General features: G+C 74.2%; 7 protein-coding genes and 2 pseudogenes. 5 read left to right on the top strand and 4 right to left on the bottom strand.

Annotated features, from left to right (window positions below; genetic code table 11):
- Positions 1–9: 9 nt before the first annotated feature.
- Positions 10–1724: pseudogene (locus tag B1205_RS21105) on the bottom strand (ABC transporter ATP-binding protein).
- A pseudogene (locus B1205_RS21110) lies at positions 1721–3534 on the bottom strand (ABC transporter ATP-binding protein). Before B1205_RS21110 ends, B1205_RS21105 begins: the two co-directional pseudogenes overlap by 4 nt.
- A 194-nt stretch (positions 3535–3728) precedes the next feature.
- Between B1205_RS21110 and B1205_RS21115 the strand changes: the two are divergent.
- The 3 genes from B1205_RS21115 (at position 3729) to B1205_RS21125 (ending at position 7381) form a co-directional block, all read left to right on the top strand.
- A complete protein-coding gene (locus B1205_RS21115; RefSeq protein WP_089157192.1) occupies positions 3729–4358 on the top strand; it encodes a TIGR03085 family metal-binding protein in 630 nt (209 codons plus the stop codon).
- A 121-nt stretch (positions 4359–4479) separates the two neighbouring features.
- Positions 4480–5430, top strand: coding sequence for a terpene synthase family protein (locus B1205_RS21120; protein ID WP_089157193.1), 951 nt, complete (start codon positions 4480–4482; stop codon positions 5428–5430).
- A 124-nt stretch (positions 5431–5554) separates the two neighbouring features.
- Positions 5555–7381: an AMP-dependent synthetase/ligase gene (locus B1205_RS21125; RefSeq protein ID WP_089157194.1), complete on the top strand. Its 1827-nt coding sequence runs from the start codon at positions 5555–5557 to the stop codon at positions 7379–7381.
- A 57-nt stretch (positions 7382–7438) separates the two neighbouring features.
- Here the strand turns inward: B1205_RS21125 and yczR are convergent, their stop codons facing one another.
- The gene (yczR, locus tag B1205_RS21130; protein ID WP_089157368.1) at positions 7439–8890 is read right to left on the bottom strand and encodes a MocR-like transcription factor YczR; all 1452 of its coding nucleotides are present in this window, start codon (positions 8888–8890) and stop codon (positions 7439–7441) included.
- Between yczR and yczE the strand changes: the two genes are divergently transcribed.
- Together yczE and B1205_RS21140 are read left to right on the top strand one after the other, a co-directional pair.
- Positions 8889–9575: a membrane protein YczE gene (yczE, locus tag B1205_RS21135; RefSeq protein WP_089157195.1), complete on the top strand. Its 687-nt coding sequence runs from the start codon at positions 8889–8891 to the stop codon at positions 9573–9575. The two genes, yczR and yczE, sit on opposite strands and share 2 nt — an antisense overlap.
- 67 nt (positions 9576–9642) lie before the next feature.
- Positions 9643–10104 carry a hypothetical protein gene (locus B1205_RS21140; protein ID WP_089157196.1) on the top strand — a complete coding sequence of 154 codons (462 nt, stop codon included), beginning with the start codon at positions 9643–9645 and terminating at the stop codon, positions 10102–10104.
- A gap of 43 nt (positions 10105–10147) precedes the next feature.
- Here B1205_RS21140 and hisF read toward each other — a convergent pair whose 3' ends face one another.
- Positions 10148–10915: an imidazole glycerol phosphate synthase subunit HisF gene (gene hisF, locus B1205_RS21145; RefSeq protein WP_089157197.1), complete on the bottom strand. Its 768-nt coding sequence runs from the start codon at positions 10913–10915 to the stop codon at positions 10148–10150.
- Positions 10916–10974 lie beyond the last annotated feature (59 nt).

Here is a 10974-nt window from a genome sequence, read left to right on the forward strand (position 1 = left end):
TCGCCCCGGTCAGCGGGTCTGCTCAAGCCAGGACGCGTAGAGCAGGGCGTAGACCGAGTCGGTGTCCCGGACCAGTTCGTCGTGCGGGCCACGCTGGACGATCCGGCCCCGGTCCACCACGATCACCTCGTCGGCCGCCTGCGCGGTGGAGAGCCGGTGGGCGATGGCGAGCGTGGTGCGCCCCCGGGTGACCGCGTCCAGCGTGCGCTGCAGGCGTACCTCGGTGGCCGGATCGACGGCGCTGGTCGCCTCGTCGAGCACCAGCAGGTCCGGGTCGGCCACGTACGCCCGGGCCAACGCCACGAGCTGCCGCTCACCGACGCTGAGCGCCTCGCCGCGCTCCCCCACCGGGGTGTCCAGCCCGGCCGGCAGACCGTCCAGCCAGTCGGCCAGGCCCAGCTCGGTGAAGGCGGCGGTGAGCCGCGCGTCGGTCAGGTCGGGCCGGGCGAAGCGGACGTTCTCCCCGACCGTGGCGTCGAACAGGAAACCGTCCTGCGGCACCATCNCAGCACCTCGCCCTCGGTCGGGTCCATCAGCCGGGTGAGCAGCTTCGCGAACGTGGTCTTGCCGCTGCCGGTCTCGCCCACCACGGCGACCCGGCTCTTCGCCGGGATGTCCAGCGTCACGTCGTGCAGCACCGGCGGACCGTCCGGGTAGGCGAACGTCACCCCGGCGAAGCGGACGTCGAGCGGGCCACCGGGCAGCTCCCGCCCCTGCGGGCCCGGGTCGGCCACGTCCGGCGCGACGTCCAGCACGTCGAGCACCCGACGCCAGCCGGCGATCGCGTTCTGCGCCTCGTTGAGCACCTCGGTGGCGATCTGCACCGGCTGGATGAAGAGCGTGACCAGGAACAGGAACGCGGTGAGCTGGCCGACCGACAGCGTCCGGTCGACGCCGAGGCTGACGCCGACCACCACCACGCCGGCCAGCGCCACGCCGGCGGCCAGCTCGCCGACCGAGCTGCCCATGATGCTGATCCGGATCGCCCGCTGCTGGGCCACCCGCTGACCGTCGATCGCCGCGTCCAACCGCCGGGCGGTGCGCCCGGCGATCCCGTACGCGCGGATCACCGGGGCGCCCACCACGCTCTCGCCGATCGCGCCGAGCAGCGTGCCGGTCCGCTGCCGGACCGTGCCGTACGCGCCGGCCAGCCGGCGCTGCAACTGCCGGATGACCAGCACCGCCGGCGCGAACGCGACGAGCACCACCAACGTCAACTGCCAGGAGTACGCGAGCATCACGGCGGTGGTGACCAGCAGCTGACCGAGGTTGACGATCAGGATCACGCCGCCCCACTGGAGGAACTGGGTGATCTGGTCGACGTCGCTGGTGACCCGGGAGACCAGCGAGCCGCGCCGCTCCGACTGCTGGTGCAGCATGGAGAGGTCGTGGACGTGCCGGAACGCGCGGGTGCGCACCCCGGCCAGGGCGGTCTCGCTGACCGTGAACAGCCGGCGCATCATGAGGTATCCGCAGGTGGTGGTGACCACCAGCACGGCGACGGTGGCGACCACCGTCAGCGAGATGACGTCCAGGTCGAGCCCGCCGACGATGCCGTGGTCGATGCCGCGCTGCACGGCCACCGGCACGGCCACCCGGCCGACCATGTAGACCAGCGCCAGCGCCAGCGTGCCGGCGAGCCCGGTGCGCAGCTCCGGGGAGAGCGCCAGCCCACGCCGCAGCGTCCCCCAGGTCGACTCGGTCGTGGTCGTACTGGCGCTCACCGGTCCACCTCCAGGCCGGAGGTCATCGGCGTGACCTCGTCGTACGTGTGCTCCTGCTCGCGCTCCTGCTCGGCCTGCTCGTACGCGGTGACCAGGTCGACGTAGCCGGGCACGGTGNCACCTCGTCGGCGAGCGCGATGGTGGCCCGCCGGTAGGCGACCACCAGGATCGACGCGGGCGCGCCACCATCGGCGGGGGCGCGCAGGCCGGCCAGGATGGCCGCCTCGACGCGCGGGTCGACGGCGCTGGTGGCGTCGTCGAGCACCAGCAGTCGGGGCCGCCCGGCGAGCGCCCGGGCCAGGGTGAGCCGTTGCCGCTGCCCGCCGGAGAGCGAGGTGCCGCGTTCGCCGACCATGGTGTCCAACCCGTCCGGCAGGGCGGCGACGAAGCCGTCCGCCTCGGCCAGCCGCAGCGCCGCCCAGACCTCGGCGTCGCCGATGCCCGGACGGTCGAGCGTGATGTTGGCCCGGACGGTGTCGTCGAAGACGAACGGGACCTGGGCCACCAGTGCCACCGTGGCGGCGAGCGAGGCGGCGGTCAGCTCACGCACGTCGACGCCGTCCAGGGTGACCCGGCCGGCGTGCGGGTCGACCAGGCGGACGGCCAGCGACGCGATGGTGGACTTGCCGGCGCCGGTCGGCCCGACCAGGGCGACCGTCTTCCCGGCCGGCACCGCGAACGTCACCGCGCCGAGCACCTGCGTGCCGGGCAGGTGCGCCTCGGCCGGCTCGTAGGAGAAGTGCACGTCGGTGAAGCCCAGCGTGGCCGGCGTCCGGGTGGCCGGGTCGAGCGTCACCTCGCCGTACGGCATCTCGCCGGTGGCGTCGAGGACCCGGCTGACCCGGTCCCAGCCGGCGACGCTGCGCGGCAGCTCGGCCAGCACCCAGCCGATGGCCCGCACCGGGAAGGCCAGCACGGTGAACAGGAACGCGACGCTGACCAGTTCGGTCACGGTGATCGCGCCCTGCCGCAGCCGGACCGCGCCGACCACCAGCACGGCGAGCGTGCCGAGGCTGGGCAGCGTCTCCAGCATCGGGTCGAAGACGCCGCGCAGCCGGCCGACGGAGATCAGCGCGTCGCGTAGGTCACCGGCGCGGGCGGCGAAGCGGGCCGTCTCCTGGGCCTCGCGGCCCATCGTCTTGACCACCAGCGCGCCGTCGAAGCTCTCGTGCGCGATGCCGCTGACCTCGGCCCGCAGCCGCTGGGCGCGGGCCTGCCGGGGCGCCATCCGGCGGGAGTAGACCACGTTGAGCGCGAACAGCGCCGGGAAGACGGCGAGGCCGACCAGGGCGAGCGCCCAGTCGGTGAGGAAGAGCGAGGCCACGGCGCCGACCAGCATCACCAGGGTGCCCACCGCGAACGGCAGCGGGGCGATCGGGTACCAGGCGGCCTCCACGTCGGAGTTGGCGTTGGACAGCAACGTGCCGGTGGAGTTGCGGTGGTGCCAGGACAGGGGCAGGTCCAGGTAGCGGCGGGTGACCCGGCGACGGTAGGCGGCCTGGAGCCGGAACTGCATGTAGCCGGCGCCGAGCCGCCGGCCGATGATGCCGACCACCCGCAGCACGCTGATCCCGAACAGCGCCGCCGCGGCGAGCGCGAGCGTGCCACGGGCGACCGAGCCCCGCTCGACCGCCGGCACCACCAGGTCGCCGACCACCGCGCCGACCACGTACGCGCTGGCGATCACGAGGAGGCCGAAGAGCACGCTGCCGGTGACCGCCACCGCGAAGATCCGTGGTTGTTCCCGGATCGCCCGGCCCAGCACCCGAAGCCCGCTGCCGAGCACGTCCCGACTTGTCCCGCCCGCCACGCCCGCCCCCGCCGTAAGCCGCAATTTTCTCCCCCATCCTTACCGCTCGCCGCCGGCTCCGCCGACCCGCCCGCATATGTCCGCCGTCACGTTCTCACGTACCCGCACCGGATCGCGGGTCCCGACCGTGCGGTTCGTCGCCGTCATGTCGGTGCGGCGCGCCGTCGCGCCCGGTACGGGCCTACGATCGAGCCATGCCGCGGTACGCCCGAGTGGAGCGCGAGGCGCTCGCCGACCTGATGCTGGAGCTGGGACCGGACGCGCCCACGGTCAACGAGGGGTGGACCACCCGCGACCTGGCGGCGCACCTGCTGGTGCGGGAGCGCCGGCCGGACGCGGCCGGCGGGATCCTGCTGCCCCCGCTGCGCGGTTACGGCGAGGCGGTCCGCCGGCGCGTCGCCGCCGGGCCGTACGCCGACCTGGTCGCCCGGGTCCGCCGCCCCCCGCTCTGGAGCCCGATGAGCAACCCGCTCACCGACGAGCTGGCCAACGGCATGGAGTTCTTCGTGCACCACGAGGACGTGCGCCGAGCCCGGTCGGGCTGGCGCCCGCGCGAGCTGCCGGCCGGTCAGCAGGAGGCGCTCTGGAAGCGGGTCGCCCTGCTGGCCCGGCTGGCACTGCGGCGCTTCCCGGCCGAGGTGCTGGTGCAGGCGCCCGGGCGTGGCGAGGTGCGGGTCGGGCGGGGCGGCGAGCGGCTGCGGGTGGTGGGCGCGCCGGGTGAGCTGGTCCTGTTCCTGACCGGGCGCCAGCGGGTCGCCCGGGTCCAGATCGACGGCCCGGCGGAGCGCGCCGACCGGTTGCGCACCGCGAAACTCGGCTTCTGACCAACCGTGCACGGACGGCCACCGTGGGTGGATAGTGCCGGTCCACTGATGAATGCCGATGGATTCTGCCGTACGCTCCTGCCCGTCGCCCGACCCCACGAGCGGCGGACAGGGGACACGGATGCGTGGCTTCGCGCTCGCGGCGCTGCACGAGCCGCCCTTTCCGGCGCGGCGGCATCCCGCCGTCGAGCGGGTCACCGCGGAGAGCGCCCACTGGGTGGGTGACCTGGGTCTGGTCCACGACCCGGCCGGGCGGCACCGGCTGGCCGGCGCGCACGCCGCCGAGTTGGCCGGCCGGGCCTGCCCGGAGGCGTCGCCGACCGGCCTGCGGCTGCTCACCGACCTGATCAACTGGCTGTTCGTGGTGGACGACGCCTGCGACGACGACGGCCTGGGCGCCGACCCGACCCGGCTGGCCCCGACCGTGGCGACGCTGCTGGCGGTCCTCGACCGGCACGGCGATCCGCACGCGCCCGCCCCGGCGGACGCCGGGCCGCTGGCGGTGGCGCTGGACGACCTGTGCCGGCGGGCCCGGGACGCGCACCGGCCCGCGCTGCTGCTGCGCCTGGTCGGGCAGTTACGGGAGTACCTGCTGGCGCTGCTCTGGGAGGCGGCCAACCGGGAGCATCGGCGGGTGCCCGGGGTGGCGGAGTACGTGCAGATGCGCCGGCACACCGGCGGCGTCCGACCCAGCTTCACGGTGACCGACCTGGCCCACCCGGCGCGCCCCGGTCCCGCCCGGCGGGCCGATCCGGCGCTGGCCGCGTTGGACGTCCTCGCCACCGACCTGGTCTGCTGGTGCAACGACCTGTTCTCCTACGGCAAGGAGCGCGACGCCGCACCGGCGACGCACAACCTGGTCACCACGATCGCCGGTGAGGACGGGCGGGACGAGGGTGCGGCGCTGCGCGCGGCGGCGGCCCGGTTCAACGCGGCCCTCGCGGCGTACGCGGAGCGGGACGCGGCGTTGTCCGCCGCGGCCGACGACGGGGTGCGCGCGTTCCTCGCCACCCGACGGGACTGGATCCGGGCCACCTATGACTGGTCCCGCGCCGCGGCCCGGTACGCCTGAACCGAGCGCCTACCCCCGACCCGATCAGCACTAGCCGCTGCCCGGGTGCAGGCAATACCCTTCGGTAACCGCAGATCGGCGTGACCCGTGTCACGTCCCTCCACCCCTGAAGGCGGCTACCACGATGGCTCTCGATGTACCGTACCGTTCCGTACCGGACATGTTCCTCAAGCGTGTGGCGGACTCCCCCGACCGGCACGCGTTCGCCCATCCCGCGCCGGACGACTCGGGCCCGGTCTGGCTGACGTGGGAGCAGGTCGGTCAGCGCGCGAAGGCGATCGCGGCGGGGCTGCACGGGCTCGGTGTGGGCCTGGAGGACCCGGTGGCGATCCTGGCGAACACCCGGCTGGAGTGGGTGCTGGCCGACTTCGGCGTCATGTGCGCCGGCGGGGCCACCACCACCGTCTACCCGACCACGGAGCCCGACGACGCGGTCTACATCCTCGCCGACTCCGGGTCGCGGGTGCTGTTCGCGGAGAACCCGGCCCAGGCGGCGAAGGTCTCCGGCGGCGAGTTGCCGGCGCTGACCCATGTGGTGCTCTTCGACGGCGCGGCCGACCCGGCCGCCGCCGTACCCCAGCTCACCCTGGCCGAGCTGGAGGAGCGTGGCGCCGCCGCGTTGGCCGCGGAGCCCGGCCTGGTCGACGGCCTGGTCGCCGGGATCGGCCCGGACCACCTGGCCACCCTGATCTACACCTCGGGCACCACGGGCCGGCCCAAGGGCGTGGAGCTGCTGCACGGCGGCTGGTGCTGGGAGGGCGTGGCGCAGGCCGAGCTGGGCCTGCTCCGCGTGGAGGACCTGCAGTATCTCTGGTTGCCGCTGTCCCACTCGTTCGGCAAGACGCTGCTCTGCGGCGCCACCCACGTCGGCCTGCCCACCTACGTCGACGGCCGGGTGGACAAGCTGGTCGACCTGCTCGGCGTGATCCGGCCGACGCTGATGTGCGGTGCCCCCCGGGTGTTCGAGAAGGTCTACAACAAGGCGGTCACCACCGCGCAGGGCGCCGGCGGCGCGAAGGCGAAGATCTTCGCCTGGGGCGTCGCGGTGGGCAAGGAGAAGGTCGCGCTGGAGCAGGCCGGCAAGCCGGTCCCGGCCGGGCTGCGGCTGAAGTACGCGCTCGCCGAGAAGCTGGTCTTCAGCAAGCTCCAGGCCCGGCTCGGCGGTCGGATGCGGGTGCTGGTCTCCGGCGCGGCGCCGCTGAGCAAGGAGATCGCCACCTTCTTCGCCGCCGCCAACCTGCCGATCTCGGAGGGGTACGGCCTGACCGAGACGAGCGCCGGCGCGTTCGTCAACCCGCCCGACGGGCTGAAGATCGGCAGCGTGGGCCGGGCCATGGGCGACCTGGAGTGCCGGATCGACACCGACGGCGAGATCCTGCTCCGCGGCCGCCCGGTCATGCGTGGCTACCACAACCTGCCGGAGGACACCGCCGAGGCGTTCGACGCCGACGGCTTCTTCCGCACCGGCGACATCGGCACCCTCGACGACGACGGCTACCTGCGCATCACCGACCGCAAGAAGGACCTGGTCAAGACGTCCGGCGGCAAGTACGTGGCACCGTCGCACATCGAGGGCATGTTCAAGGCGGTCTGCCCGTACACCTCCCAGGCGGTGGTGATCGGGCAGGCGCGCAACTACTGCACGATGCTGGTCACGTTGGACCCGGACGCGATCACCGCCTGGGCCGTCGGCACCGGACTGGAGGGGCGCGACTACACCGCGATCGTCACCTCGCCGCAGGCGCGGGAGATGGTCGAGGGCTACGTGGCCGAGTTGAACGCCAAGCTCAACCGCTGGGAGACGATCAAGAAGGTGACCATCCTGCCCCGCGACCTCACCATCGCCGACGGCGAGGTCACCCCGTCGCTCAAGATCAAGCGCCGCAGCGTGGAGACCAACTTCGCCGGCGAGATCGACAAGATGTACGAGGGCACGCTCGCCGAGCTGTAGCGCGCCCGGGACGCCGCCGGCCGTGCCCCACCGTCCCGGGGCACGGCCGGGCGGGTCTCAGGCGATGACGCTCGGTTCCCGCCACCGTGGACGGCTCGCCCGGTCCAGGTCGTAGCGGACCGCGGCGAGCCGCCCGACCGCCTCCACCAGCTCGGTGGCCGGCAGGGTGAAGGGCAGCCGGAGGAACCGCTCCAGCGTCCCGTCCAGGCCGAACCGGGGGCCCGGCGCCAGCCGGACGCCCACCTCCTCGGCCGCGCGGGCCAACGCGCTGGAGATCGGGCCGTCCAGCTCGGCCCAGAGCGTGACGCCACCACGCGGCACGGTGACCCGCCACTCGGGCAGCCGGTCGGCCAGCGCGGCGACCAGAGCGTCCCGCTGGACGGCGAGCTGGGCCCGACGGGCCGCGACGATGGTCGAAGCCTCGGCGAGCAGGTGCACCGCGACGAGCTGGTCGAGCACCGGGCTGGCCATGTCCACCCCGACCCGGGCCGCGGCCAGCCGCTGCACCTGGGGCGCGGAGGCGCGCACCCAGCCGATCCGCAGTCCACCCCAGTAGGGCTTGCTCATCCCGCCGATGCTGATCACCCGGGAGTGCCGGTCGAAGACCGCCACCGGCGGCGGCAGCGGGGTGCCGTCCAGCGGCAGGTCGACGAAGGACTCGTCCACCACCAGGTCGGTCCCGGCCGCGTGGGCCGCACCGACCAGCCGCTCGCGCAGGTCGGCCGCCATCAGGTGACCGGTCGGATTGTGGAACTCCGGGATCAGGTACGCGAGCTTCGGCCGGGTCTGCCGGAGGCTGCCGAGCAGCAGGTCGGTGTCCCAGCCGTCGTCGGAGAGACCGTGCGTGCCGATCCGCGCCCGGCGGGCGCCGAGCGCGGCGAGCGCGTTGGGGTAGGTGGGCGACTCCACCAGCACCCCGCCACCGGGCGACAGGGCCAGCCGCAGCACCAGGTCCAGCGCGTGCTGGGTGCCGCTGGTGACCATGATCTGCTCGGGACTGGTGGGCAGGCCACGCGCGGTGTACCCGCGGGCCACCGCCTCGCGCAGCTCGATGATGCCGGTCGGGTGGTAGCCGGCGCCGCCGAGATAACGGGGCAGGTCCTCGGTGGCCGCCCGGGCGGCCGGCACGAGCTGCGGCGGGGCGGACAGCGCGGCGACCCCGAGGTCGATCATCTCCCGGTCGTCGAGCGGCGTCCACAGGCCGGTGCTGGCCACCCGGTGGGTGCCCGGCAGCATGGTCCAGCTCCCGGCGCCGCGCCGGCTGGCCAGGTGGCCGCTTTCCCGCAGCTCCCGGTACGCGGCCGTGACGGTGGTCCGGCTGATCCGCAGCGCCTCGGCCAGTTCCCGCTCGGCCGGCAGGCGTACCCCGAGGGGGAGCCGGCCGTCGGCGAGCAGGCCTCGGACGGCGCCGGCCAGCGCGGCGTAGTCGGGGCTGCGCCGGCGGCCGGGAAGCCCATGCCACTGACCGAGAAGCCGCGCCAATTGGACGCCGCGAACCTGACTCGTCATGGCCACACCTCCGGAATTGGCTTGTTNGCACCGGCCGGCACGACGGCTCGTCCAGCTCTACGCCGGGCTCACGCTCTACGGGTTGAGCATGGCCCTGATGATCCGGTCCGGGCTCGGCCTCGACCCGTGGGACGTGTTCCACCAGGGGCTCGCCCGACAGACCGGCCTCTCCTTCGGCACGGTCACCATCGCCGTCGGCGCCCTGGTGCTGCTGCTCTGGATCCCGCTGCGGCAGCGGCCCGGCCTCGGCACCGTCAGCAACGTCCTGGTCATCGGGCTGGTCGTCGACGGCACCCTGGCCGTGCTGCCACCGGGCGAGGGCCTCCCGGTGCGCGCCGCGTTGCTGGTCGTCGGGATCGTCGCGAACGGCGCCGCCACCGGCCTCTACCTCGGCGCCGGGCTCGGCCCCGGGCCCCGCGACGGCCTGATGACCGGGTTCGTCGCCCGGCATCCCCGCTGGTCGCTGCGGCTGGTCCGCACCGCCATCGAGGTGACCGTGCTCAGCCTCGGCTGGTTGCTCGGCGGCACGGTCGGGCTCGGCACCGTGGCCTACGCGCTCGCCATCGGGCCGCTCGCCCAGCTGTTCATCCCGATCTTCGCACTGCCGACCCGGCCGCCGATTCCTACCCCGCGTGACGACAGCGGGGCCGACCGCGACCGTGCGAGCCGGCCCGCACGCCGCTGAGCTGCGACGACGTACGGCCGAAAAACCAGGTGTTTCCTCCGCCGTCGCGGGCGGGCATCATTCCTGCATGGGGGAGAACGGATGGCGTTGGAGCGACGCCTGGATCTTCGTCGCGTTGGTCATCGCGAGCGGCGCCGGCCGGCACCGCCGGGCCGCCGCCACACGCCGCCCCGAGGGGGTACGCCTCGCCGACGTCCTCTCCACCGCCGACCACCTCAACCAGGCCATCCCCGAACGCCACGAGGTCGAGGGGGCGGTCCGCCGGCTCGTCGGCGCCGGGCTGGTCAGCGTCGCCGACGGCTGGTTCCGGGTCACCCCGGACGGTGAACGGCTCTGGCGCACCCGGCCCAGCGCCGGACTGGGCACCACGGTCGACACCGTGCAGGGCGCGCTGACCCGCCGGCACCCGCCGGGTGAGTCCGAGTGGCACCTCGCCGAGGATGATCACGCGGCCGCCGTCCAGGAGTACGTGGTCCGCTCGATCCCGATGCCGCGCCGCTCCCCCGAGGGCCGCTCCGGCCGCCCGTGACCGCCGACCGGGCCGGTCCGACGTGACCGCGCCGGCCAGCCGGTCAGCGCACCGGGTGCCCGGCGCCGCGCAGCGCGTCCTTGACCTCGCCGACGGTCAACTCGCCGAAGTGGAAGACGCTGGCCGCGAGCACCGCGTCGGCGCCCGCGCCGATCGCCGGCGGGAAGTGCGCCACCGCGCCTGCGCCACCGCTGGCCACCACCGGCACGTCGACCACCTCGCGGACCGCCCGGATCAGCGGCAGGTCGAAGCCGGTCTTGGTGCCGTCGGCGTCCATCGAGTTGAGCAGGATCTCCCCCGCCCCCAACTCGGCGCCGCGCGCGGCCCACCCGACCGCGTCCAGGCCGGTGCCCCGCCGACCGCCGTGCGTCGTCACCTCGAAACCGCTCGGCGTCACCCCGGCGGGGGCGCGGCGCACGTCCAGCGAGAGCACCAGCACCTGCCGGCCGAACCGGTCGGCGATCTCGGCGATCAGCTCGGGCCGGGCGATGGCCGCGGTGTTCACCCCGATCTTGTCCGCACCGGCACGCAGCAGCGTGTCCACGTCCTCGACGCGGCGGATGCCGCCGCCCACGGTGAGCGGGATGAAGACCGACTCGGCAGTGCGGCGTACCACGTCGAGCATCGTGCCGCGATCACTTGACGAGGCGGTGACGTCGAGGAAGGTCAACTCGTCCGCGCCGGCCCGGTCGTACGCCGCCGCCAACTCCACCGGGTCGCCGGCGTCGCGCAGGTCGAGGAAGTTGACCCCCTTGACCACCCGCCCGGCGTCCACGTCCAGACACGGGATGACCCTTACCGCCACCGTCATGCCCCGAAGCCTAGCCAACGCGGGGGCGGCGGTGGCCGGCGTGTGAGGCCGGCCACCGC

The organism is Micromonospora sp. NBS 11-29, from assembly GCF_002140155.1.
In the GTDB taxonomy this organism is placed as follows: Bacteria; Actinomycetota; Actinomycetes; order Mycobacteriales; family Micromonosporaceae; genus Micromonospora.

What these genes read in the sequence shown, in the direction of transcription:
- B1205_RS21115 (WP_089157192.1), top strand. Translation starts at nt 3,729, where the DNA reads ATGCCGCGGTACGCCCGAGTGGAGCGCGAGGCGCTCGCCGACCTGATG.
- B1205_RS21120 (WP_089157193.1), top strand. Translation starts at nt 4,480, where the DNA reads ATGCGTGGCTTCGCGCTCGCGGCGCTGCACGAGCCGCCCTTTCCGGCG.
- B1205_RS21125 (WP_089157194.1), top strand. Translation starts at nt 5,555, where the DNA reads ATGGCTCTCGATGTACCGTACCGTTCCGTACCGGACATGTTCCTCAAG.
- yczR (WP_089157368.1), bottom strand. Translation starts at nt 8,890, where the DNA reads ATGACGAGTCAGGTTCGCGGCGTCCAATTGGCGCGGCTTCTCGGTCAG.
- B1205_RS21140 (WP_089157196.1), top strand. Translation starts at nt 9,643, where the DNA reads ATGGGGGAGAACGGATGGCGTTGGAGCGACGCCTGGATCTTCGTCGCG.
- hisF (WP_089157197.1), bottom strand. Translation starts at nt 10,915, where the DNA reads ATGACGGTGGCGGTAAGGGTCATCCCGTGTCTGGACGTGGACGCCGGG.